Origin of the sequence: Dyella ginsengisoli LA-4 (genome assembly GCF_000334915.1) — a bacterium.
Lineage (GTDB): Bacteria > Pseudomonadota > Gammaproteobacteria > Xanthomonadales > Rhodanobacteraceae > Dyella_A > Dyella_A ginsengisoli_A.
Map to the genome: position 1 here is coordinate 1 of NZ_AMSF01000019.1, position 23,072 is coordinate 23,072.

General features: G+C 64.4%; 28 protein-coding genes and 2 pseudogenes. 21 read left to right on the forward strand and 9 right to left on the reverse strand.

The window, feature by feature from the left end; genetic code table 11:
- Positions 1–78 precede the first annotated feature (78 nt).
- The 17 genes and pseudogenes from C693_RS0106020 to C693_RS0106090 all read left to right on the forward strand — a co-directional run bounded on the left by C693_RS0106020 (position 79) and on the right by C693_RS0106090 (position 9,337).
- Positions 79–510, forward strand: a complete 432-nt coding sequence (locus C693_RS0106020) for a hypothetical protein (RefSeq protein ID WP_017461350.1) — start codon at positions 79–81, stop codon at positions 508–510.
- Positions 511–522: 12 nt separating this feature from the next.
- Positions 523–894: a hypothetical protein gene (locus C693_RS0106025; protein WP_017461351.1), complete on the forward strand. Its 372-nt coding sequence runs from the start codon at positions 523–525 to the stop codon at positions 892–894.
- Positions 895–991: 97 nt separating this feature from the next.
- Positions 992–1,096, forward strand: a pseudogene (locus C693_RS24370) (carbon storage regulator); the annotation flags it as partial.
- A 51-nt stretch (positions 1,097–1,147) separates the two neighbouring features.
- Positions 1,148–1,339 (forward strand): annotated as a pseudogene (locus tag C693_RS24185) (carbon storage regulator); the annotation flags it as partial.
- 3 nt (positions 1,340–1,342) lie between these two features.
- Positions 1,343–2,974, forward strand: a complete 1,632-nt coding sequence (locus tag C693_RS0106035) for a DNA cytosine methyltransferase (protein ID WP_017461353.1) — start codon at positions 1,343–1,345, stop codon at positions 2,972–2,974.
- A complete protein-coding gene (locus tag C693_RS0106040; RefSeq protein WP_026107220.1) occupies positions 2,971–3,912 on the forward strand; it encodes a phosphoadenosine phosphosulfate reductase family protein in 942 nt (313 codons plus the stop codon). The genes C693_RS0106035 and C693_RS0106040 overlap by 4 nt, the downstream gene beginning before the upstream one ends.
- Entirely contained in the window at positions 3,905–4,186 is a 282-nt protein-coding gene (locus C693_RS0106045) for a hypothetical protein (protein WP_017461355.1), read from the forward strand. The genes C693_RS0106040 and C693_RS0106045 overlap by 8 nt, the downstream gene beginning before the upstream one ends.
- Entirely contained in the window at positions 4,183–4,422 is a 240-nt protein-coding gene (locus tag C693_RS22950) for a hypothetical protein (RefSeq protein WP_083868244.1), read from the forward strand. The genes C693_RS0106045 and C693_RS22950 overlap by 4 nt, the downstream gene beginning before the upstream one ends.
- A gap of 8 nt (positions 4,423–4,430) precedes the next feature.
- Positions 4,431–4,631 carry a hypothetical protein gene (locus tag C693_RS22545; RefSeq protein ID WP_017461356.1) on the forward strand — a complete coding sequence of 67 codons (201 nt, stop codon included), beginning with the start codon at positions 4,431–4,433 and terminating at the stop codon, positions 4,629–4,631.
- Positions 4,628–5,212 carry a hypothetical protein gene (locus tag C693_RS22550; protein ID WP_017461357.1) on the forward strand — a complete coding sequence of 195 codons (585 nt, stop codon included), beginning with the start codon at positions 4,628–4,630 and terminating at the stop codon, positions 5,210–5,212. The genes C693_RS22545 and C693_RS22550 overlap by 4 nt, the downstream gene beginning before the upstream one ends.
- Before the next feature lie 22 nt (positions 5,213–5,234).
- On the forward strand, positions 5,235–6,155 hold the full coding sequence (locus C693_RS0106060; protein ID WP_017461358.1) for a recombination-associated protein RdgC: 921 nt from the start codon (positions 5,235–5,237) through the stop codon (positions 6,153–6,155).
- A gap of 38 nt (positions 6,156–6,193) precedes the next feature.
- A complete protein-coding gene (locus C693_RS0106065; protein ID WP_017461359.1) occupies positions 6,194–6,385 on the forward strand; it encodes a hypothetical protein in 192 nt (63 codons plus the stop codon).
- 318 nt (positions 6,386–6,703) lie between these two features.
- Positions 6,704–7,105 (forward strand): hypothetical protein, encoded by a 402-nt coding sequence (locus C693_RS0106070; RefSeq protein WP_157798558.1) that lies wholly within the window; start codon positions 6,704–6,706, stop codon positions 7,103–7,105.
- A gap of 171 nt (positions 7,106–7,276) precedes the next feature.
- Positions 7,277–7,720: a hypothetical protein gene (locus C693_RS0106075; protein ID WP_017461361.1), complete on the forward strand. Its 444-nt coding sequence runs from the start codon at positions 7,277–7,279 to the stop codon at positions 7,718–7,720.
- 10 nt (positions 7,721–7,730) lie between these two features.
- The gene (locus tag C693_RS0106080; protein ID WP_157798559.1) at positions 7,731–8,354 is read left to right on the forward strand and encodes a plasmid fertility inhibition factor family protein; all 624 of its coding nucleotides are present in this window, start codon (positions 7,731–7,733) and stop codon (positions 8,352–8,354) included.
- A 282-nt stretch (positions 8,355–8,636) separates the two neighbouring features.
- Positions 8,637–8,933, forward strand: coding sequence for a type II toxin-antitoxin system MqsR family toxin (locus C693_RS0106085; protein ID WP_026107221.1), 297 nt, complete (start codon positions 8,637–8,639; stop codon positions 8,931–8,933).
- Positions 8,934–8,935: 2 nt separating this feature from the next.
- Entirely contained in the window at positions 8,936–9,337 is a 402-nt protein-coding gene (locus C693_RS0106090) for a type II toxin-antitoxin system MqsA family antitoxin (protein WP_026107222.1), read from the forward strand.
- Between the two features lie 11 nt (positions 9,338–9,348).
- Here the strand turns inward: C693_RS0106090 and C693_RS0106095 are convergent, their stop codons facing one another.
- From C693_RS0106095 to C693_RS0106105, 3 genes are all read right to left on the reverse strand, one after another.
- Complete coding sequence (locus C693_RS0106095; RefSeq protein ID WP_241762640.1) at positions 9,349–9,690, reverse strand: transposase; 342 nt, start codon at positions 9,688–9,690, stop codon at positions 9,349–9,351.
- Positions 9,691–10,000: 310 nt separating this feature from the next.
- Positions 10,001–10,309, reverse strand: a complete 309-nt coding sequence (locus C693_RS0106100; protein ID WP_017461366.1) for a type II toxin-antitoxin system RelE/ParE family toxin — start codon at positions 10,307–10,309, stop codon at positions 10,001–10,003.
- The gene (locus C693_RS0106105) at positions 10,306–10,761 is read right to left on the reverse strand and encodes a hypothetical protein (protein ID WP_017461367.1); all 456 of its coding nucleotides are present in this window, start codon (positions 10,759–10,761) and stop codon (positions 10,306–10,308) included. Before C693_RS0106105 ends, C693_RS0106100 begins: the two co-directional genes overlap by 4 nt.
- Before the next feature lie 102 nt (positions 10,762–10,863).
- Here C693_RS0106105 and C693_RS0106110 point away from each other — a divergent pair, with 102 nt between their 5' ends.
- From C693_RS0106110 to C693_RS0106125, 4 genes are all read left to right on the forward strand, one after another.
- Positions 10,864–11,229 carry a hypothetical protein gene (locus C693_RS0106110; protein WP_017461368.1) on the forward strand — a complete coding sequence of 122 codons (366 nt, stop codon included), beginning with the start codon at positions 10,864–10,866 and terminating at the stop codon, positions 11,227–11,229.
- Between the two features lie 15 nt (positions 11,230–11,244).
- Positions 11,245–11,487 (forward strand): hypothetical protein, encoded by a 243-nt coding sequence (locus tag C693_RS0106115; RefSeq protein ID WP_017461369.1) that lies wholly within the window; start codon positions 11,245–11,247, stop codon positions 11,485–11,487.
- Positions 11,488–11,544: 57 nt separating this feature from the next.
- The gene (locus tag C693_RS0106120) at positions 11,545–12,039 is read left to right on the forward strand and encodes a hypothetical protein (protein WP_017461370.1); all 495 of its coding nucleotides are present in this window, start codon (positions 11,545–11,547) and stop codon (positions 12,037–12,039) included.
- Positions 12,040–12,379: 340 nt separating this feature from the next.
- The gene (locus C693_RS0106125) at positions 12,380–12,694 is read left to right on the forward strand and encodes a hypothetical protein (protein WP_157798561.1); all 315 of its coding nucleotides are present in this window, start codon (positions 12,380–12,382) and stop codon (positions 12,692–12,694) included.
- Between the two features lie 700 nt (positions 12,695–13,394).
- On the opposite strand, the gene C693_RS21180 is transcribed toward C693_RS0106125, so the two are convergent.
- From C693_RS21180 to C693_RS0106160, 6 genes are all read right to left on the reverse strand, one after another.
- Complete coding sequence (locus C693_RS21180; RefSeq protein WP_017461373.1) at positions 13,395–14,792, reverse strand: RNA-guided endonuclease InsQ/TnpB family protein; 1,398 nt, start codon at positions 14,790–14,792, stop codon at positions 13,395–13,397.
- Between the two features lie 59 nt (positions 14,793–14,851).
- Positions 14,852–15,214, reverse strand: a complete 363-nt coding sequence (locus C693_RS0106140) for a hypothetical protein (RefSeq protein WP_157798562.1) — start codon at positions 15,212–15,214, stop codon at positions 14,852–14,854.
- Positions 15,215–15,711: 497 nt separating this feature from the next.
- Positions 15,712–17,928, reverse strand: a complete 2,217-nt coding sequence (locus C693_RS0106145; RefSeq protein ID WP_017461375.1) for a DotA/TraY family protein — start codon at positions 17,926–17,928, stop codon at positions 15,712–15,714.
- A complete protein-coding gene (locus tag C693_RS23585; protein ID WP_017461376.1) occupies positions 17,925–18,743 on the reverse strand; it encodes a hypothetical protein in 819 nt (272 codons plus the stop codon). Before C693_RS23585 ends, C693_RS0106145 begins: the two co-directional genes overlap by 4 nt.
- On the reverse strand, positions 18,743–19,957 hold the full coding sequence (gene traW / locus C693_RS0106155) for a conjugal transfer protein TraW (RefSeq protein ID WP_017461377.1): 1,215 nt from the start codon (positions 19,955–19,957) through the stop codon (positions 18,743–18,745). Before traW ends, C693_RS23585 begins: the two co-directional genes overlap by 1 nt.
- Positions 19,954–23,064 carry a hypothetical protein gene (locus tag C693_RS0106160; protein WP_017461378.1) on the reverse strand — a complete coding sequence of 1,037 codons (3,111 nt, stop codon included), beginning with the start codon at positions 23,062–23,064 and terminating at the stop codon, positions 19,954–19,956. Before C693_RS0106160 ends, traW begins: the two co-directional genes overlap by 4 nt.
- Positions 23,065–23,072: the final 8 nt, after the last annotated feature.

Genomic DNA, 23,072 nt, shown 5'->3' on the forward strand with positions numbered 1-23,072 from the left:
GCTGGTGATGGTGCCCATCCAGGAACCGCGGCGCCAAGGCGCTCGGTTCCCGCCTCAACAACCTAAGGAGCAAGACCCATGCACACGCATACCGCCACTTTCCACGGTGTTTCTCGGGCGACGGCACTGTCGCTGATCTGGAACGACACGCATACGGACTTCCGCAGCAGCAAGGGCTATCCCCGTTCGATTCTGACCCCGCGTGGCTTGGTGGCGCTGGACAAACTGACCGACGACGAAATCCTCGTTCGCACGGCTTCGGCTATCCGCTTCAAGAACCATCGTGGCTTCGTGCAGCTTGGTCTGACCGTTAACCCTAACCCTTCCCGTAGCTGGTGCGGCGCGATCGACCAGAACGGCGGCGCGTTCGTGGTGAACCTGCTTACCGGCGAGAGCCGCAAGGTTTCCGACCACAGCGACAAGCGCACCCATGATGCGCGCCTGACGGCCGCATTCATGGCCAGCGAAGCGGAAGCCGACCGCATCGCCAAAGCTGCCCGCAACGGTTGAGGGAGACACACCATGTGCAACGTCTACGCAACCGCCCAGACCCTCGCCCAGCTCGATGCCGCCATGCGCGAGCCGCACGCCCGCACGGTGGCGATCGCCAAGCGGGTCCGGTTCTACCAGCAAGCCGTCCTGCTCTTTGCCGTGCGCCGCCTCAACAGCCTCGGTGATCTGGTTCCCAGCTCCACCCTTTCGGAGCGATCGCTCGACCAGGTGTTCGAGGATCCGCGCTACTCGGACGCGGTGGTCGCCCACATCGTCCAGCTGGCCGACCGCGATCCGGCCTTCAGGGCCGCGCTCATCGAGCAGGAAGGGCCGATCGTGCTGAGCCAGTGGCGCGCACACCGCGCCGCGCCCCAGCTCGGCCTGTTCGCCAGCGCAGCCTAACCCCATCGCTCGGGGTCACCCGACCCTGAGCCCTTTTTTTGTTGCAAGCTGTCCGTGGTATATACACAATACGGACACGGAACGAAGGAGAGCACCCGTGTTGATCCTGCACCGCACCGTCGGCACCGCCCTGGTCATCGGCGACAACATCACCCTCACCGTCTTGAGCGCCAAGGCCAAGAAAGTCCGCGTAGCCGTCGAGTCCCCGGCCAACGCGACCGACACCACATGCCGCGTCGAACGCGTCAGCGAGGGCGAGAGCTTCAACCTGCTGGGTGACCAGATCACCGTCACCATCCTCGGCGTCAAAGGCCGCGACGTGCGCCTCGGCATCGCCGCTCCGAAGGCCGTGCCCGTTCACCGGCAGGAAATCTATGAGCGGATCCTCGCCGAGCACGGCCAGGTGCAGGCGCTCGACACCCTGCGCGGCAAGAAGGAGGACTGAGCCATGGTCGAGAATCGCGAAATCCGCGTGTTCCACGTCTGCGGCGCCATCGGCGGCGGAGCCAAAGGCTTCCAGCGCGCCTCTGTGCGTGTCGGCAACCTGCAGGGCGTGTTCCGTTGCCTGGGCAGCGTCGACGTCGACCCGGCCGCGTGCCGCGACTTCGAGAAGCTGATCGGCAGCAAAGCCACGGTCATGGACCTGTTCAGCCGCGACCAGTACACCGCGTGGCACGGCCACGAGCCGCCGGCAGGCTGGCGCGAGGCCACCCCGGAGGACATTCGCCGCGCCGCCGGCAACGAGCGGCCGCACATCGTCTTCACCAGCTCCCCGTGCAAGGGCTTTTCCGGCCTGTTGAACGAAGGCCGGGCCAAGACGGCGAAGTACCAGGCCCTCAACGAGCTGGCGTTGCGCTCCGTGTGGTTGTCCATGGAAGCGTGGAAGGACGATCCGCCGGAGTTTTTCCTGCTGGAGAACGTGCCGCGCATCGCCACGCGTGGCCGCCGTCTGCTGGACCAGCTGCGCGGCTTGCTTGAGCACTACGGCTACGCCGTGGCCGAGACCACCCATGATTGCGGCGAGCTGGGCGGCATGGCGCAGAGCCGCAAGCGGTTCCTGCTGGTGGCCCGCCACCAGGCCAAGGTGCCGCCGTTCCTGTACGAGCCGCCTGCGCGGCCGTTGCGCGGCATCGGCACGCTGCTTGACCGCTGCCCGCTGCCCGGTGACGTAGAACGCGCCGGCCCCATGCACCGTGTGCCTGCGTTGCAGTGGAAGACCTGGGTACGCCTCGCGTTCGTGGAAGCCGGCAACGACTGGCGGTCGCTGCAGAAGCTTCGCGTGGCCGATGGCGTGCTGCAGGACTTCTGCATCGTGCCGGAGCACGCGATGCCCGGTGCGCAGACGCACCCGGTCAACGATCCGCGCTTCAACCAGTCGGCACGCTGGAACGACGGCCAGCAGTACGGCGTGCAGCGCTGGGAGGACACCAGCGGAACGATCACCGGCCAGCCCAACCCGGGGCAAGGGCGCTTCTCAGTGGCTGATCCCCGATGCAGCGGCGGGTTCGAGGGCAAGGGCAAGTACAAGGTGACGCGCTACGACCAGCCGACCGGCACGGTCATCAGCGGCAGCACCACCGGACAGGGCGCTTTCGCCGTCGCGGATCCGCGCCCTTCGATCGACCGCAGTGCGGGCAACTACCTCACCGCCGGTCACTACGGCGTGGTGCCGTACGACGCCACATCCAAGGCAGTCACGGGGTCGGCTTGCCACGACAACGGCTTTTGGTCTGTCGCCGATCCGCGCGTCCCGGAGCCGTCCGAGAAGCTGACTTGCGTGATCCGTTCTCTCGACGGCACATGGCACCGCGCCCTTACGACTTTCGAGCTTTCGGTTTTGCAAAGTCTGATCGACCCCGAAGAGCAACTGGAACTTGACGGGCTCAGCGACCAGGCCTGGCGCGAGCGCATCGGCAATGCGGTGCCGCCGGACGCGGCTGAGGCCGTCGCCATCGTCATGGGCCGCACGCTGTTGGCCGCGTGGAGCGGGCAGACCTTTTTCCTCGACTCGATGCCCATCTGGGTGCGCCAGGTGGGCGTGGCGATCGCGCTTCCCGGCAACGTTGCGGAGGCGGCATGACTCAGCACCTTGTAAGCGTGTCCGGCGGCAAGGACAGCACGGCGGTCTACCTGCTGGCCATGGAATCGGGTCGCCCGTTTCGGGCGGTGTTCGCCGACACCGGGAACGAGCACGAGCAGACGTACGAGTACGTTGATCGACTGCACGAACGCACGGGCGGTCCCAAGGTCGAAGTCGTGCGCGCCGATTTCACCAAGGAGCTGGCCAGGCACCGCGAGTATCTGTTGCGCGAGTGGCCCAAGCAGGGCATCCCCGATGCGGTTGTGCAGGAGGCCGCTGCCCTGCACGAGCCGACCGGAAACCCGTACCTGGACCTGTGCATCAGCAAGGGGCGATTCCCCTCCCGCATGGCCCAGTTCTGCACCGGGGAATTGAAAGAAATTCCCATCACCACGCAGGTGGTCGGCCCGATGCTCCGCAACGGGCCTGTCCTGCAGTGGCTCGGAATCCGTGCGGCCGAGAGCCGCAACCGGGCGCGCCAACCGCGCTACAACCACCACGAGTCCGGCTCGATGGTCTGGCGACCGATCTTCCGCTGGTCGATCGACCAGGTGTGGGACATCCACAAGCGGCACGGGATCGAGCGCAATCCGCTGTACACGATGGGCATGGGCCGGGTCGGCTGCATGCCCTGCATCAACTGCCGCAAGAGCGAGCTGCGCGCCATCGCCCTGCAGTTCCCGGAGCACATCGACCGCATCGAACGGTGGGAGTCGATCGTGGCGGCCGCGAACAAGCGCCGTTCGGCGACGTTCTTTCCGGCGGTTACCGACCCCACCGACGTGGATCGGCCGGGCACGTACTCGCGCATCCGCACGCTGGTCGAGTGGAGCAAGACCGGGCGCGGCGGTCGGCAGTACGACATGTTTTTCGCTCAACAGGCCGGCGGCGGCTGCGCTTCCGATTTGGGCTTGTGCGAAGGAGCCGACCATGGCTGAGCCAGCACGCGCCAACCAGCTGACCGCGCCGATGCGCTCGATGCGCGAGTCCATGCGCTCCATCTGGGGCGAGCAGTACCTGCAGCGCGTCGCCCCGTGGAAAGAGGCAATCACCCGGATCGCCGACCGCGAGCACATGGAGCCCCTGCAGGCCGCCATCCAGTTGGCGAACACCACCGACGGCAATGGCCTTGCCGTGGTGGCCACCTTCGCCGCGTACGTCGAGCTGGTCGAAGGAACCACCCAACCGCAAGCACCAGGAGCTACCCCGTGATTTCGAGCCTCTTTGCCACCGCGACCTGCATCGGCTGCGGCTGTACGGACCATCGCGCATGCCTGAACCCACATTCCGGCGAGCCGTGCTCATGGCTGCGCGTCGATCGAGCGAAAGGAACCGGCGTCTGCAGCGAATGCCAGGCCTTCACGTCCCGCTGGGACGAGGAAGCCCGAGCAGCTGCCGGCGTCGCCGGCACGCCGGCCAACCCCACCCCGGCGACACCGAACCCGTGAGTCCGACCATGAACAAGCAACAGCGCCTGCAGCTTATTCGGCAGATCCACCAGGGCGAAGACCACGCCGCCCCGACGCCTCCGCCGGCACCCAAGCCCAAGCCGCTGCGGCGGCGCTGGGGCATGACGCCCATGGTGCCGCTTGGGGAATCCTCGCGGCATCGGGCGCTGCCGAACTACATGTTCACCACGTTGCGGAGCCGTACGTGAGCCTGACCCATGGCCAACTCTGCCAGATCGGCGCCAGGTGGCTGCGCGGCCGAGGCCGCTGCCCGATCGTGCTGACCGAGTTCGCCTGCCAACTGACCGAACAGCCTGACGTACTCGGCCTGCGGAACGCTGGCCAGGACTCCCTGCTGATCGAGGCCAAGGCCTCTCGCTCGGACTTCCTCGCGGACAAGCGCAAGCCGCACCGCAGCGATCGAGCGATCGAAGCGCTGGGAAGCTACCGCTGGTATCTGTGCGAGCCTGACGTCATCCGCGTTCAGGACCTGCCCGAACGCTGGGGCCTTCTCTACGCCTCGCGGAACCGCGTGCAGCTGATCGCCGGAGCGGATCCCGACCGGCACTACTGGCCGGCGGAGACCGACGTCTGGCGCTGGCCAGCCGGTGCCGGCGAGCTGACAGTGATGTTCAGCGTGCTCCGCCGGCTGCAGCTGCAGCTCGGCGCGGAAGCCTTCCGCGAGGCTTCACATCGCCGCCTCATGGTCACGCCCAAGCCATCCCCCGTTCGCGATCCACGCGCGACTCACACGCGCTACGCCGCATCCAGCGCGCCATCCAGCGATTGACCACACCCACGAAAGGACACCCATGCAACTGCATCGAGCACTCTGCCTGTTTCGCTTCTCGCCGGCTGTCGCCGACGATCTCAACCGCCTTGACGATGCTCTGACAGAGCACCGGCTGCGCCCCTGCGGGCCGCAGGAGATGGCCACCCGGGGCTTCGTTCCGCCGATCGGGCGTGGACCGGACGCGGCCTTGACCCACAGCGTCAACGCCTGCACCTGGTTCACGGTGGGAGGCGAGGACAAGGTGCTGCCGCCGGCCGTGGTGAACGACGAGCTGCAGCGCAAGGTGCAGAAGATCGCCGAGGAAGAAGGCCGCAAGGTCGGCGGGCGCGAGCGCAAGCGCATCAAGGAAGACCTGCTCAACGAGCTGCTGCCGCGCGCCTTCGTGCGCAGCTCGCGCCTGAACGCCTACGTCGACAAAAGGAACGGCTGGCTGGTCGTCGACTCGACCAGTCGCAAAGCGGCGGAGAATGCGCTGAGCCAGGTGCGCGAGGCGTTGGGCAGCTTCCCGGCCGTGCCGCTCGCGCCGGAGGAATCCCCGCGGATCCTCATGACCGATTGGCTGGCCAACGGCAACCTCCCCGAAGGTCTCGCGCTAGGCGATGAGTGCGAGCTTCGCGACCCCGCCACGGCCACGGGCGCGATCGCCATTGCCCGCCGGCAAGACCTCGACAGCGACGAAGTGAAGGAGCACCTGCGCACGGGCAAGCAAGTCTGGCGGCTGGGGCTGACCTTCGGCGACCGGATGAGCTTTGTGCTCGGCGAGGACCTGGTCGTGCGTAAGCTGAAGTTCCTGGACGTGGTGCTCGACGAGCTGGGCGACAGCCACCAGGACGCCGCTGCAGAAGCCGATGCCGGCTTTGCCCTGCTCACGCTGGAGGTCGAGCGACTGCTCGCCAAGCTGGCCGAGTGGTTCGGCCTCCCCCGCCCTGCCGACGCATGATCGACTGCCGACCAACTTCCCACCGAGAACACACACCCATGTCCTACGACTTGAACACGCAATACATGACTATCGTCCTGGCGCTACCGCAGGACTCCGCCCAGCGCGCCAAGGTCGTGCAGAAGTTCGGAATCGACAACCAGGTGGATGGCGCACGCGTGACCGCTGTTTCCATCGGGGACTGCATCACCGAGCTGGAGCGCCGGGAAGAGGTCGAAGGGCTGCATTGATGGTCCGCTCGATCGGGCGGGGATGCGCTCTATTTGCGTGACTTGGGTCACAAAACAGGCAGGCAAAACCGCAGGATTTCGCGGTTTCCACGCGGACCAGTCGGCAAACCAAGCGTGACGGCGGTCGCGGAATTTCATCCTCGCCGATTGACGCAAACCCGCCTGTTCACTTACTTTTCATTCCGCGCTATATACACGACACGAAACAGCAAGAGGGCCAAAAACACGTCCGCGTCCTGCTCTGTAGGCCGGGGTTAAGAGAAACAAGCACGCCTTAAAGTGGTTCAAGATCCGTCACGGAAGGCCGAAGTTATGGGAATGGACAACATGGATGCCAACAGGCTGGAGGCAGTGGTGCAGGAAGTCGTAGAAGCTCGCTCGGTAGTGTCCGAGTCTCCCCAGGTGATTCGCGTGTTGCCGGGCTTGCCACACCCCTCCGAGGTTCATATCCCCTTACCGGCGCTGGACGGCGCCTACCTCATCGTCACGCGCGGCCCGTCTCTTGAGCACGAAAGCATCTACGCCTGGCTCCAACCAGTCGGGCGCGGCGGTTGCACCGCCCTGATGACCTTCGAGGCCCTGTTGGTGGACTGTTCGATCGAGGATGAGGGCTTCGGCGGTGATCCGGTGGTACGGATCGGGTCCGCGAGCTTCCGCGTTGACCACGTCTACGCGCTCCAGCTGACCAGCCGACTCCGCTTCGCTTCGGCCGATGACTGAGCCTACGCCAACCCGCAGATGGTGGCGTGTCCCGCGCAAGCGGGCCATCGTCGTAGGCGTGCTGTGGTTTCTCTCAACTGTGCTCTTGCAGATCGTGGATCACCTTCACCACGGCTGACGGCATTGCGCCAGCCGATGAAGGGAAGTCCACACCACGCATAGGGAGTTGAGATGAACGAGACCGTGGCCGGCGCGATGTCGGTCGACCAGTACCAGGCGCTTCAGCTCCTGGAAGAAGGTGTGATCGTCCAAGCGGAGGAAATTCGCTTCACGGCCTATCGGCCTGCAGGCGAAATGAGCGTCCGGTTCAAGCTCCCGACGGCGAATGGTCGGCCGAGGTTCCTAGACTCCGAGGTCCGCTCGTACCGTGATGGCGTGCGGTTGATTACCGCGCTCTACGAGTGCCTCACCGACTGGGATGGCCACTTCGATGCCGAGAACGCAGCACGCGAGCACGCGCAGCTGCGTCCCGACGTGAGTGCTCGGCTCAAAGGGCGCCGGGCACGAGTGTGCACTTCTGGCATCAAGGAGCGAGGGCACGAGCGGTCGCTCGGATTCGTGACGGTCCTGACCTTTGCGGCGGACACCGCCAAGGCAACCAGACGTGCTGGCTGAGGCGCTGCCCATGCACGCCACGTTGCGGACGCTGCACGCGATCATCGACGAGCCCGGCCGTTTTCGCCGGGCTGTCTTCCGCCTGCAGACGAACGATGGTCGATCGGTTTTCATGAAGGTCGGCAGAAACAACGGCTTGAACGCAAGCCGCTTTATCGTAGAGGTCGATGCCAACCGGCTGCTGACGCTCTGGAAGCGGGACGCCTTTGCGCCGCCGTCAGTCCACGGCCGTCAACGTTGGTCGGAGGACTACAAGTACGATCGAGCCGAGGAAGGGTTCTCTCGCGGGCAGCAGAATCCCGTTGGCTTGGCCAAGGTCTACGTCCGCGATCGTCCGGTCTACGCGGAGCTGCCGCCCGTCCCGCGGTTCAGCATTCGCGCTTTGGCCACGAGACGGAAACCAGGGCGCCCAGCGGCGCAGCCCTCCGTGATGGAGACCGTTGCGACCTTGAACGATGGGTGCACCCGGACGATCTGGCTGCTGGCCAACGGCGTTGCCACGTTTCCCGTCGAGTGCGATGGCCAGGCATCCGCCGAACGCCTGCAGCACCTTGCCGGCGTTGGCTCACCGATCCTCTCGATCGACCAGCTCCTGCCGCTTCTTGCCGGCGACCAGGTAAACCCGGTGGCGTGAGAAACGCGGTTGCTGAGCTATGCTCAGGAGGCCGCCGCTTGCATATCCCTATCCTGATGCTGCACGTCGCGGCCCCCCGGAGACGGCAACGATCCGGGGGTTTCCTCAGTCCTCGGCAGCCGGCCTGCGGTTTACGGTTGAGCTGGTCACCGATTCCGGACGTCGCTGAACATCGCGCTGGTGCTGATCACCAAGCTCGGCGAGGAGGTGTGGAGCGCTGCACTGTCGCCAAGAGTATTAACCTACTTGCCTAATTAAACCTACTAGGTTAATCTTGTCTGCATGGAGAAAGGCACACCTCACTGCAAGCTGGCCGTCGTGAAGTCCTTGCTTGCCGATGGCAAGGTGCGCTCTACGTTCTCGGCTTTGGCCGGCGGTGCTGCCATGGGCCTCGACTTTGCGGGCATCGTCAACGTGGTTGCTTCGCTGGTCCCGAAGGATTTCTACAAGAGCATGACTTCCCATGCAGATCATCGGGTGTGGCAAGACGTGTACCGGCCCCGCACGCCAGCTGGCGAGGTCTATCTCAAACTGACGGTCATTGATGACGTGCTCATCGTGTCCTTCAAGGAGCTTTGACCATGAAATGTCCATCCTGTGCAGACGCGGAACTGGTGCGAGACACCCGCGACATGCCCTACACCTACAAGGGTGAATCGACCCTCATTCCTGACGTCACCGGGGACGTCTGCCCGAGCTGCGGGGAAATGATCCTGGATGTTGCCGAGTCGGTACGCACAAGTGCGGTGATGCTGGATTTCAACAAGCAGGTGAACGCTTCAATCGTCGATCCAGGCTTCATTGCCAGTGTCCGAAAGAAGCTGGCGCTCGATCAACGCGAAGCGGCCGAAATCTTCGGTGGTGGCGTCAATGCGTTCTCGCGGTACGAAACCGGGAAAACCAAGCCGCCCCTGGCGCTGGTGAAGTTGCTCAGGGTGCTCGATCGTCATCCTGACCTGTTGGGCGAAGTGAGGGCGGCCTAACTCAGGTTGGATCACTCGTCGCTTTCGTCCGCGTAATCCAAGCTTTCCGGATACAACGCAACGAGATCTGACAGGGTGTCGCGAATCTGCTCCAACGCCTCCATCATGCCGCTGACCTGGTCCTCCAATGCGCCGGCAAGTTCGAAGAACTCGCCGGCCTGGCGTCGTGCGCCGTTGTTGACAACGGCCATCGCGAGCTGATGCAGCTTGAGCAGATCATCTCGGATCACGGGTGGTGCGCCGTGGTCGCGGTCGTTCAAGTCGTCCCGAAGGCTGTCGACCGAATCCACCGCAGCCAGAATGCGGGTGGTCTCGAAGTTCTCGTATAGATTTTGCCATTCAGCGTCGGTCATAGCCGCCATACATGATCCTCGCCACGAAAAGAGGGCGACAGCCTCTCGCTCGGATCACACAGTGTCGCAGCGATAGTTGCCGACTTGGCCAAGCGAGCGAGCTTTACCCGAAAGGCACCCGCCACGACAGTGTATCGGCCTGTGGGCTCTCGACGCACGATGATCGGAACGCTAAGGAACTTGCGCCGCCTACCAATCCGGCCGCTCTTTGTTGCGACATAGCGTCTGATTTGGGCAGCCGTAGGCTCCGGTGCATCCCGAAGGTCGCGGGGGATGTCGACTTCGTCGATCGGCAATACCAGCAGCATGATCAGGCCTCACCGGAATCTGCAAGCGGCCACTGCTGCGCGCCGTGTAGCACTCGAACAACGATAGCTGCCGGTCTCAACTCGCTCGGCGGCATGTAAACCACGATGTGCTTTGTGCCGACGAGGACGAACTCGCGGGTGCCGTGAGCGCGGCCCTTTCTGCCGGCGTTGGGGTGCTTGGTCAGCGTCGACTCCAGCCGCTTGCGCAGCTGAAGCACGAATGCCTCGGCTGTGCTGGTCCAGTGCTCCAGCCCGTACCGAAGGATCTTCTGCAGGTCTTTCTGAGCGCTAAGCGCATAGCGGATCTTCACTTGCTCGCCCGCCGGGCAGCATCCATACGCTTAGCCTCGGCAGTCAGCTCGTCCCACATCGCGTCGCTGTCGATCAACGGCTCCGTGCCAGCCTCCACAGCATCCACCGTGCGCTGCACCTGACCGCGAAACCAGCGCTCGTGCTCAAGAGCAGCAGCGGCCTCGCTACTCCGCTTAGCGACGTCTGGCCGAGCCGGACGGATCCGGCCCGCCTCGAAGTCAGTCATGTCGACCTTGGCCACCCGCACACCCATGCCCAGGAGCTGGCGCACCGCCGTATCGACCGACGCGAACAGCCGGACGTCTCCCTCGCGCTTGGCCAGCAGGTGCTTTTCGTTCCCCACCATCGCCTGCAGCGCGAAGCCGCCCTTCTGGCCAACTAGCGTCACGTCGTAGATCGACCCGGACGCGACCAGGTCCTTGAATGTTTCGGGACGCATGAGATTGATCACGGTTCACTCTCCGTTTTGCCTAATGTGTTGCACATTATGCCTAATGTGCGTAACCTGCAAGCAACCGACAATCCATCACGCTGGCCAGTCCAAGGATCCGCGATGACTACCGAAGAGCTTACTGTGGTGACGGAGACCGAGACCGTAGCGGTCAAGGTGCCCGTCGAGTTTCGCCAGTGGCTCAAGGGCGGATACGGCCTCACACCTGAGCAGGTGCTGCAGGCGTTCGTCCACGACCTCTACGGGACCGTGGACAGCAACGGCAGCGATGAGCGGCGGATGGCCGAGGAATGGTTTGATCGCGTGATCTGGCCAGCTCCGCCTGCAGGCCGCGTTTTCCAAGCTCAGAGCGGCCAGTGGAGCTGGGCGATCGAGCAGGATGGCGTCGAGTTGGTCTGCGGCGCCGGCTACGCAAGTGAAGGCGCTGCAGACGAGGATATGCAGGAACAACTGAGCAACTACACCTGACAGAGGCACACAGCCATGAGCATGGAACTGGATACCAACTTCGGCGTTGACTTCGAGCGTGCCAAGGAGCGCTTGCACGCGGAGGCGGGCCGTCTGTACCGCCGGTACTGGGCGATCCGCAACACGGCGTCGCCGGCAGCGGTCGAGGAAGCCAAGGCTGCCTGGACCGACGCTCAGGCTCGCGCAGCTGCGCTGCGGCGCCAGGATGAAGCGGCGATTCGCGCGGTGCTGGCCAGCGGTCTCGCGCTGGCCACCTGACGCCCTCACCAGAGTTTGCACAGCTGCGCCACCCCAATCACGCAAGGAGCACATGCCTTGAGCAACCAAACCAACGTCGGCCTGACCGTGGTTCAGGCTCACTACTCCCAACGGCGAACGCTACGCGACAAGATCAGCCGTTGGCTGACGCCGCCCTACATGCGATACCTTGCAGGCCAAGACAAAATCGTTGTTCTCGTCGGCGATGCCGGGTCCGGAAAGACGACCATCTTGAGGAAGGCAAAGCTTGCGCTCGTAGACGGCCAACCATCGAAGCTTCCCTCCGCGCAATTCGCCATCGATGAGCCGGCAGGAGAGCAACATAGCGGATCCATTAGGAACAGGTTGTGCCACTGCCCAAGCGGCTTCGCGCTCGCCGTGCAGTCCATCAAAGACATCGAAACCCTCGGTGTTCTCCCGGACCTGGCACAAAGGCCGTCGGTAGAATTTTTCGTCATGGACGACGGCACCGGGCGGCGCGTTTCCGAGGCACGCTCATGGATTAGCCAGCATTGGCCCGTGGGTGTTCGACCAACCACACGGCGGATGTGATGCGGCAGGAACAAGGACAAGCCGCGTCGCAGGGCTACCGCCCTCTGTCCTTCGGCGCTGCGCACCTTCGCGACGTCGACTCCCGGAGAGGGCGTACCTCCCTCTCCCACCCGCTGCGGCGGGTGGCCCCCACTCCCCATGCCTCAGGCTGGCTCTATGCCTTCAAGGGCCGTACACCCCCCCGTGTCCTCGCTACGCTGCGGGCCGCGCCAGGGGGCGTACTGCGGCCTCGGCCGCTTCCCTTGATGGCGACCCACCCCTCAGCGTCTGGTTCGGCGTTCTGAAAGCATCCGCGACCCCGGTCGCTGCGCTTCCAGCGCCAACTAAAGGAGAACCAACCATGTCTACCCTGATCGCCCCTTTCGCCCCTGAAGCCCAACGGTTCCATGCCGTTATCCGCTCGAACCCTGTACCATCTTCGGTGACCCGCCAAGGAGGACTCACCATGTTCCGCCATCTCTGTGGTGTACTGCTTGCCCTCTGGACTCTCGCCCTGGTGCCCCTGGGCATCGCGTTCCTGATGAGCTTCCACTGGGACCATAGCTTCGGCCATCCCCCGGTTGCTTTCTGGACCTTCTGCGGCCTCTTTGCCCTCCTGGGCCTCGGCCTCTTCAAGGGCTCTCGCCGGCCCAAGGCCCTGACGACCGCGGAGTAACGACCCAATGCCATCCACCTGACAGGCCCGCTCGATGCGGGCCTTTTTTTTGCCCGAGCCGAACAGTCCTTCCATGCGATGGTCACGCACTCCGTACTGCTCAGCAGCAGCCCCGCATAGCCCTCGAAAATGCGAAAGCCCTACCGACAGGCAGGGCTTCGTAGTCCGGAATCTCTTGGTTATCCCACTCTTGGTGCGGACCCTTGCGGGCGGACGAGCGCCAGACCGGATGTTGCGCCCAGGCGCAAGCGTAACCCCAACGGCAGGGGTAGGCAATAATGGCTGCAGCAGCACCTGGCCGGCGTTGAGCGGCTGTCGCTCAGCCAGTACACCGAGCGCCGGGCACGCGGCGAGCTGACCGCCCAACAGGCCTACGCCTATTCCCTCAAGCGCAAGCGCGAGGCGCAGGTGTCGTTCGCGTGGTTCGCACTGGCCGATGCCATCGGTGTGGCTCAGGGCGAGGTAAGGCCGGGATTCTGGAAGTTTTCGCAGGAACGCAGCTAAGTGGCTGAATTAAAGCTGATATAGCAGGCTGTTGAGAAACCTCCTCGCCTCGCCGGAGTCATAGCCGCCCTCAATCACCGACCGCCCGATCAGATGCGCAGCCCCGACATCCAGCAGCTTGGCATGTTCTCATATGTGTCTGTCGAGGATCGGGTGCCACCCGATCGGTAAGGATGGCTCGGTGCTCTTCGGAGTCTCACCCCTCCACCCTAAGCGCCGGTCCATCCCGTCGCTGTCGAGTGGTGCGCGGCGTGGCCGCGCGATAGGCAAGTTCGCGGTTCAGCGAGATCGGCTGTCCGATCGGCGATGTCCTGCCGGCCGCGCACGTGTCCTCTTCCCGCGCTTCAGTTCCCCGGCTCCTCCGGGTACGCCCATCCGGGCCGGTGCCTTCGGCGAGTAGACGTAAGCCTTCCCGCCGGATGTTCTTCGCCGCATTGATGTCGCGGTCGTGCTCGGTACCGCAGCCGGCACAGGTCCAGTGCCGGTCGGACAATGTCAGGCCGGTGTGGATGTCGCCACACTCCGAGCACGTCTTGCTCGACGGATAGAAGCGGTCGACCGTCACAATGACCCGGCCGTGCCACTTCGCCTTGTACGCCAGCTGCCGGCGGATCTCGCCCAGGCCGGCGTCGCCGACGCCGCGCCGAAACGCCTTGCGGCCCATGCCGCGCGCCATCGCCTTCACGTTCAGGTCCTCGATCGCGATCACCGCCGCGTCGTCGACGGCGGCCGACGTCAGCTGGTGTTGGTGGTCGCGCCGCTGGTCGCCAATCTTCGCGTGCAGCGCGCCGATCTGCGCTTTGCGCCGGTGCATCCGGTTCGACACCACAATCCGCGTGCCTTTCGGGATCCGTTTAGCCGGGTTGAGGCCCTGGCGAACCATCGCGGCATCCCGCTGCCGACAGTAGCCTCGCTGGTACCGACGCAGCCGCCGCAGATGCGCGGCCAGGTGCTTTGGCGCGGCCACCTTACGGCTGCTCACGCCGTCGCTGATCACCGCGACATCCTTCAGCCCCAGGTCGATTCCGATCGCTGCCGTGGCCTCACCGGCATCCGGGGCTGGCACGCGGTCGGCGGTGAACGTCCCGAACCAGCGACCGGCGGCATCGCGACTGACAGTGATCGAGCGCAGTCGACCCGGCATCGCTTCGCTCACGCGAAAGCGCACCTTGCCGATGCCGGCCAGCTGCACGCGCCCGGCATAGCGGTCGACCAGTTCGCGCCGCTGATCCAGCGTGAAGCGTGCCGACATCACCGTGCCGAACGTCTTGCGACGTGGTCGCTTGGCTCTGCCGGCAAAGAAGTTGGTCCACGCCTTGTCGAAGTCGCGCAGCGTCTGGTTGAACGGCTCGCGCGGCAGTTCCGCCAGCCAGGCGGTCTCTGGCGACGCCTTCAGTTGGGTGAACTCACGGCTGAGAGCGACGGCGTTGAGCTTCGTGCCGTCCGCTCGCCATGCTTCGTCCTTGCGTCGAATCGCCCAGTTCCACACGAACCGCCGCGCGCCGAAAAGGCGCAAAAGGACGCGCTCTTGTGCCGGCTTCAGGCGAAGCCGCACACGGTACGCGCGTTCAATGGTGGCGGTGGATGGAACCATAGTTGCAATGTCTTGTACGGGGCATCTGACTCATGCTTTGAGACGGCACCGGATCACCGTCATCTACTTGTAGGCGTGGCCCAAAGATGGGCGAGCTTTTTGTTGAGTGCGTAATGCACTATCCACAGGTTCAGTACGAAATCCACGAGAAACGCGAAGCCGATTCCCCAGCTCGGTCCGGCGAGTGTGAATACGGGTGCGACCATTCCTAAAAAGCCGATCACCGTGACGAAAATCAGCAGGGTGAAATCCTTGACGCGTTGATCACTGACCAAAAGAACCCTCACTAGCAGGTGGATCGCGAGAAAAGCACCCAGCAACATACCGATCACAGGAACGGTCAACATCCCTGCTGCCACACTATTCACGCCAGCCGACGCTCTTCGCATGGCTGCATCCATGGAAACGGTCTTTCCATTCACTCCACACCTCCGGGGTTGGGGTTCAGTTCATCTGTTGAGGACGCGTTGCAGCGGCTCCGCACCTACGGCAGCACTGGGCCGTAGACTTCCGAATCCCAGTCCAACACCTCGCGCCGATTCGGCATCCGGTCAAATGTGCGTTTGAAAAGCGCCAGAAACTGTTCCCGGCGCTCGATGCGGGCGTAGTGGCGCAGTAGCGATCCAGGCCGGAGGCCGAGCGCTGCTTCTGATTCTGCGGCAGCGTTGTCGGCCCACCATCCTGGATGGAGCCACCACACGTTCGGAGACCCATGGCACTTTGCGGTGAGCCATGCCTCACGCATCCGAATTACTTCGACAATGGTTCTCCGCCTTCGTCTTTCACTGCTCTCTTTTAGAGTTCGCCACCTACACATGGTCTGGCTTCCTTCAACGTGTTTACTGAACGCCTAGAGGTTGTCACCAGGTCTTATTTCTTTGAGTCACTGACTGACCTATGCCATATGCGAGGGCGTTGATCAGTCCGACATACCGTTTCCATCCGTAGGAAGACGCTGACTATCACGGCGTATCCGGTCGGAGCCACGCTCATGCGTAGAGCCTGCCTTCTCCGCACCCTGAGCGAAGCCCGAACTGACCTTGTCCGCTTCCATGCCCAGTCGAGCCGAAGCGTAGCCGCCCACCCAGTTGATGACCTGGTCCGGCAGCACAAGAATCAGGTTGAAGCTGTCATGTGTCAGGCGGACGCAAATCTGCACGAACAGCCAGAACAGCAGCAGGATCGAGACCAGGCCGGTGATCGAGTTGAACTGCGCGTTCGCCACGGCCGCCGTGAACCCTTCGGCCGCAAACGTGCCGCCGACGGTCATGATGCCGCCACCGACGAAAAAGCCGATGCACATCAGGAACGGCCGAACGCACATGTTGAGCAGGAACAGGTAACCGTGCATGGACTTCTGGCCAAACCCCTCGCCATCGACGCCCAGGTGCGCGATCGCCCACAGCGGCGCCGCCACGATGCCCTCGGCCACCACCACCAGCCAGTTGATCGCCGCGCCAAACCACACGATGAAGGGCACCATCGGCAGGTAGACCGACAACGTGCCACCGAACAGGAGCAGCGCGAGCACGATCATGAACACGTAGGGCTTGAGCGCCTTGAAAACACCCGTGTATGCGTCGCCGGCACCCGTGACCGCGTTGCCTACGGCCGCCGCGAGTCCCATGACGCTGAACTTGTCCGACTTGATCTCGTTGACCACTTCGAGGCCCACCATCACCGTGATGGTCGCCTCGGCCATGGCCAGGGTGTAGTCGCCGAGATTCTTTAGCCGGATGAGCGGGTTCATCTGCCCACGGTCCTCACCGCTGCTGACCATGGCCTGCACGAGGCGCTGGCCTGGAGCCGCGAAAATCGTCTTGATAAGAGACGTGGCCGAACCGGCGGCGGTGGCCGCTTTCGGGCCAGAGGCCGGCGTGCCGATGGTGTCCGCCGCCGTGCTGTTGGCCAGCTGCGTGTGATACGCAGAAAGCGCGGCCTGCCAGGCTTGCATGGGACCAGGTGCGCCGACCGGAGACGGGGCACTGGAGGACGCCATTGCCGCGACCGCACTGGACAGCTTGGTGTTGGCCATCGCGAAGGTCTGATACCACGAGCCGAGCATCCACCAGCCCTTCTGGGACAGTGACTGCACCATCTGGCCAGAGAGCTGGTTCATGTCGCCGAGCTTCTGGGCCGCTTGCGCCTCGACGGTGTTCTCGTACGCGGCGGCGGCCGAGGCGATCGCCACGTTTGGATCCGGTACCGCCACGGACTTGCCGGACTGGACCTCCATCACCGCCTGCACGTATGCCTTAGCGGCAGGGTTCAAGGTCTGCTGCATCGCCGCCAGCGCGTTGACGTGCGCTTTGTAGACGTCGGCCACCGTGAACTCGGAGGTGTCGAACAGGTTCGTATTCTGTGGCTGGGCTTCCAACTGCGACGGATCCACCGCCGCGCCGCCACACGAGTACGTGCCGTGTCCGTCCTCCAGGACGAAGCCGTTGTTGTCGGGTCTGTCGGCGACCTGGCTGATGTACTCGCTGTCGTCGACCAGGCCGCCGGAGCTGGCCACCTGCGCGAGCCCGTAGTTGATGCCGTGCATGCACAGATCGGCCTCGAACACACCACGCGCCAGCGCGGTTGTCTGCGGCATCACCGGAGACATCACCAGCGGCGTCCCGTTCTGCAGCGCGGCGGCGGCCGCATCGACGGTCAGGTTCGCGGTACCTACACCCATGACCGACGCGGCCCAGAGCATTACCAGCTGAGCGATCGACCACCCGTTGGCCGTCGGAATCAGCGACGCAAGGCCCCAGACCGAGCGCAGCGGCATCCACAGGGAGCTGTTCTGCGCGTCGAATACAGAGCCCGACCCGGCCGTGGCCGCCACGCGCCGGAACACTCCCCAGCCGACGATCACACCTGCGATCGAGAGCAGTGCGACGTTGGTCCGTTGGAAAATCGCGGCGAGCAGCGTGTCGCCGCCGCCGGCGCCGCCACCCGATAGCGGATCGTTGACCACCTGGCCGAACACAGCGACTAACGCCTCGCGGCTCTTGTCGTCCGGGCGTTTGGCGGCTGCGCCAATCTCTCCGAGAGAGGATCCGGTGGCGCTTTGCGCCAGCACCGGAAGCGGAGCCAACCAGGACACCAGCAGGAACACACTGCACAGGCGAATAAGCCAGATTTTCATGCCATGTACTCCTCGTAGCAGGCGCCGGCCTCGACGCGCAGGATGGCCAGCGGCAGCGATCGTCGATCGAGCCGGTGCCGGATCACGGACAGCTTCAACTCCACCAGCATGGCCACCAGCAAGCCGGCAGCCGCTACGGCCACCGCGGGACCGGCGTATGCCGCGCTCCGCGAAAAGAACAGATCCACCGCGCAGAGCAGCCCCAGCACCATGGCCAGCAAGCCCACCCGCTTTGCCCAGAGCCATCGGCGATAGGCCTTCTGCCCGGCCTGCAGGCCGTAACCGGGCTCCGCGTCCAGCGCCCGGCGCCAGGCACCGGAATCCATCCAGAAATCCGAGAGCGAACCGCCCTCCGCCGCAGACAGCTTGCGGTTACGCAGCTGCCACAGCCGGAACTCCGCCAGCCAAGCGAATTCGAGACTCAGGCCGCCGCCAACCAGCATCGGCGCCAAACCCATCAGGTGGCCGTGGACCAGCCCGAGCCCGCCGATCGAGCAGAACAGCGCGCACATGGCCAACGCCACCCGCTTGCGCCGCACAAACCCCACGTAGGCCCGCTTCTCCGCCCCTGGCCGGCGCGCCATGGCCTCGGCGAAGGTCTCATCCGCCACGTCGGCCGGGCGAGCCTCTGCGGCCCCGAAAACACGCTTACGGGCCTGCCCCGCCAGCTCACCGAGCAGGCGGGTGTTATCCGCGGTGCGTGCGGCCTCGTCCTTCATCAGGCGGACGGACCGCTTCATGGAGGGCCACGCGATCCCGAAGGCGCCGTAAGCCAACACCTTCCCCGCCGTTTTGAGCGCCTTCTTGCCGTCCATCAGTGTGCCCTCCCCAACGACTGATCGACCTCGCTGAGCTTCGCCTGCAGGATCGGCGCGTATTCGCTGCGTGCCAGGCTGGCCAGGATCTGGCCATTGATGATCGCCTGCTGCTGCTCGGCGTTCTTCACTTCCAACAGGAGCCAGTTATTCAGGTTCGCCACCCGGATCTGCTCGCGCACCAGGTTGTCGCCACTCATCGCCTGCAGGTCCGCCTGATAGTCCGTGTTGGCGTAGCGGCGACCGACCTCGAACCGTTCCAGCTCCGCGTACGACACGTAGCCCACTTGCTTGGCGTACTTCGAGGCGGTCGCCTTGTAGTACGCCGCCGCCGACGGCGCCTGCAGCGCGTCGTTGAGCAAGTCCTTGGTTGCCGGGTTGGCCGAGTGATCGGCGATCGCCTGACGCTGCGGGAAGCCGGACGCATCGAGGATTGCCTCGTACTGGGTGCGCAGGCCCGTGTACTCGATGCCCTTCGGCGTCATCGCCTCGCCCTTGCCCAGGTCACGGCCGATCGAGCGATCGACGCTGTTCTGCAGGTACATGCGAGCTGCATCCACCTGCTCCGGGCTGAAAGTCAGGTCGGGATCCTTGCCGTTTGCGCCGGCACCGTCGACCAGGGAGTCCATGCGCTTGTCACCGCCCGGCATCTGGGAGACCGCCGGGCACAGCTTCGTGCCGCCATAGGCGGAGTAGTCGACCGAGTCGCAGAACTTGGCGTGGATCGCCGAGGCGCGCCGCGAGTCCGCCGTCGGATCCACCGCTGGGGTGTTGATCGCCTGGCTGATGGCGCTGTCGTTCGCCTGGGTCACGCCACCGCGCAGGCTGCCGCCACCACCAGCAGCAGCGGCGGCCACCTGGTACATGCCACCCGACGCCGAGTCCGCACACACGCTGTCCGGGACACTGAAGCTGTCGGCCGCGTTCTGCAGGCGGTTGTCCAGCTGCTGACGAACCGCCAGTGAACGATCCGCGTTGCCGTTCGCCTCGATCGTCGCCGCCACCTTGTCGCCGCTGGAATTGATCGCCGAGCCGATGTTGGTCAGGAGCATCGCCAGATCGCTATGCATGGCGCTCAGCGAGGCGTTGACCGCCATGTTCATGGCCTGGATAGCGATGACCGTAGCGCCCATGTCACAGCACGCCAGCGCAGGGGTGGCCACGCCCAGCCCGATGGCGCCAGCGATCAAGCGGCGTTTCAGCGTCCTGTTCATGCGTACTCTCCGGCCTCGTTGGCGTCTCTGGGGGTGCGGTACTCGGCAATGAGCTGCCGAGCGAGCTTGTCGATCACGCTTTCGTCCTCACCATCGGCCGAGGCGTCCACGCGCATCTGGTCAATCAGGGCGCTGGCGCTGCCGGTCTTGAACCGCTTGGCCAGCAGCCGGCGCGCCGCAGACGGCCCGATGGCTTTGAACAGGCGCCGCCGCAGCGCCATGTCGTCGGGCGTGGTCGAGAATGCCCACAGCTCCACCGGGCCTGGCGTATTGGTCAGGATCTGAACGATCGTGCCGACCTTTGTCTTGAACAGCGCCAGGTAGTTGCCGCCCTGCGGGCCGGGGCCGGTGGCTTCCCGATTTAGCCGGCGGATGCACTCTTCCGACACCTTCCAGTTGCTGCGCAGGATGTCGTCGTCGGCGGTATTGCCGCCGCGCATGACGTAGACCGATGTCGCCGCGTTGCGCAGCTCCTTCGGGTAGTCCTCCAGGTACTGGGAGCTGCCGATGATGCTCAAGCCCCACTTACGGCCCTCGCGACCGTCCTTGATCATGCGATCGGGGACGATCGTCAGGCCTTTCGCGTGCTCGCCGGGCTCCGGCGGCTTGCCGATGTTGTGCAGCTCGTCGTACGCGATCGTCTTGACCTCATCCTTCATGTCCGCCACGCGCTGCAGGTGGTAGTCCAGATACAGGTCATTCGGGGGGAGCACGTCGCGGATTTCGTCCTCGTCGAGGAAGTAGTTCCGGGCGCCCAGGTTGCGCGCGTACATGTACATCAACGTGGTCTTGAGCAGACCTTCGTTCGTGGTCGATCCGCCAACAACCTGCTGCAGGTCGATGCAGAGCAGCCGGGTTTCGGCACCGATCTCGAACCGCGTGCGGCCGGCGAACATAGCGTAGGTCGACGAGACGGCAGAAATGGCGCGCTGAACGTAGGCAAGCAAGGGTTCGCCGCTCGCGGTCATGGCCGTGTGGTACATCTGCTGCACGTCCTTGTCCTGCAGGCAGGAGGCCAGGTCAGGCAACGTTGGCATGGCCCGGAAATGCGCGAGCTGGGCCTCGCGTCGAAAGCCTGCAGCAAACAGCAAGTCGCGGACTTCCATCCAGGTGGCATCAGCCCACCATGCATCGCCCTGCTTTGCGCGGATCCCGGAGCTGTCCAGCCGCTGGTCCACCATCAGCTCGACGCCCGCCTCGTAGGGTTCCTTCTCGCTCTGGCTCTTCTTGTTGTAGATGTTCTTCAACAGGTGGGCGACCAGGCGGCCAATGTCGCCAGAAGCCGGCTTGAGGGACTGGGTGTCGATCAACATCGCGCCGATGAAATCCACGAGGAAATCCATTTCGGTGCGCGTCGGGCGCAGCGCGCCGAGCTGGGTATCCAGGGGGTTCGTGGCCCACTTCGAGTCGTTGGCGACGCGGATCGCGATCGCTTCATTCGCTCGCTCCGCCGGCAAGCTGTCCCGCACCATCTCGATGAGGCCGGTGGACGACGGGCCAACGTCCACGATCGTCATCAGCGGGAGCTTGCGCGAACCCGGGCGCAGCAGCGCCGCGAAGTTCATGCTATTGAGCATGACGGACTTACCCGAGCCCGGGGGGGCCGAAATCAAACGAATGTCCACGTCCTGCAGGCGGGATGCCAGGCCGATCGGAAAAATCTTTCCTTCCGGGGTGCGCTGCACGAAATTGCCGTTCTTGGACCACGGCGTCGCCGGCCGCTGGAAGGGCATCATGTACAGCGCTTCGCTGACCGGCGGGAACATCATGTTGCCGACGTTCTCCGTTGTGAAAGCCGCGATGCTCGACGCCAGCGCGGCCATCGGATCGCCGTGGGACGAGCGGACGTTGCACACGCCCCAGGACTGCAGCGCCTTCTCCAGAGCAGAACGCCGCTCTTTCAGCTTTCCGTCGGTGCTGGCCCAGGTGGCCGCGACGACGCGCATTGTGGTGACCGGGTCCTCGCGGTCGACCTTCACCAGCTCGTCGAACGACCGGCGGATGAGGTCGTTTTCCGGGAACATGCCGACGAAGGACAGGAGCGTGCGCCGGCCGCGCGTCTTGTCGATGCCGCCCGGCTCGAAATCGAACCGAATACGCCAGGGCAGCTCGCGCGAGAGCTTCTCCATCAGATCCTTGAAGGGCATCGGTTCGAGCGGCCCGAGTTCAAGGCTCAGCGTGGCGTGCAGCAGCTCGTCCGTCTTCACGAAATCCCCCACGGTCTCCACGTCGTGGGTTGCAATCTGGTAGTTGAGCTTCGGGTAGCTGACGTCCGAGAAATCCTTGGGATCCGGTGCGCCATGGGCCTGAACCTTGTCGCCAGGCAGCCGCGGTCGCCACTTCTGCGACGTGTGCTCGCGATCGAGCTGGATGCGGACCACCTTGGCCGCGTCATGCGCGGACATCGGTGTAATGAGGATGCCGCCCTCGCCAGCCGGGCCGCTTTTCAGGAAGTCGTCCTTGACGCGCTCCACGAAGCTGTCATGACGATGCTTGAGCGCTGACAGGTAGCTCGCCGGATTCTGCGCATACTGCAGCAGCGGAAGGTCGGAAGCCTTTGCCTGCTTGGCGCGCTCCATCAACACGCGCTTGCGCTCTTCGGCCGACATGACCGGCATGTGGGTGTAGACCATCAACAGGTTCTGCTCCCACGCCACCAGCGGCGCGTTCCGGTCGACACGGCTGAGCACAATGTCCGTGGCATCCAGACCGATACGCCGTGCCGTGTTGATCTGCGGTTCAACCAGGCGCATCAGCTCGTCGCGTGCCCGGTCCGGGTCGCGCTCAAGGCACACCGAAAACGAATGCCCGTAGGTCCGCATGTAGCTACCAAGACGGCTGCGCAGGTTTCCGATCACGACGCCGAACTCGTCCTCGGACATGAGCCGGAAGGTGCCTTGCACATCGAACACCGAGAGCATCGCGTTGGTGCTGGTGATGAGGATGTTCGGATCGCGCAGGTCCGGGTTCTGTTTCAGATCCTCTTCCGATAAGGGCACCGCCGTGACCAGGTCGCAGTAGGACGCCATGTCCTTTCCGATCAAGAGGCGACTCAGCCCCTCCATCACGGTTTCGACGACGTCGATACTCTTTTGCAGCAGGCTCATCGTTGCTT